The sequence below is a fragment of the Nitrosovibrio sp. Nv17 genome (assembly GCF_900119085.1).
In the GTDB taxonomy this organism is placed as follows: domain Bacteria; phylum Pseudomonadota; class Gammaproteobacteria; order Burkholderiales; family Nitrosomonadaceae; genus Nitrosospira.
In genome coordinates this window covers 1713-1938 of sequence record NZ_FPIQ01000019.1, presented here as the reverse complement: position 1 = coordinate 1938, position 226 = coordinate 1713, and positions in this window count along the sequence as shown.

Sequence of the window (226 nt, the reverse complement as noted above, 5' to 3'; positions counted from 1 at the left end):
AGTATAGCAGGTTGGGATTTGCGCTCTGGCCGGAACCCTCTGCTCCTGTTCTTCACCCTCTCCTCAAGTATAGCAGGTTGGGATTTGCGCTCTGGCCGGAACCCTCTCCTCCTGTTCTTCACCCTCTCCTCAAGTATAGCAGGTTGGGATTTGCGCTCTGGCCGGAACTGTCCTTCCATGCGGTTTCATTTAGCCGCGGAGTATAGCAGGTTGGGATTTGCGCTCT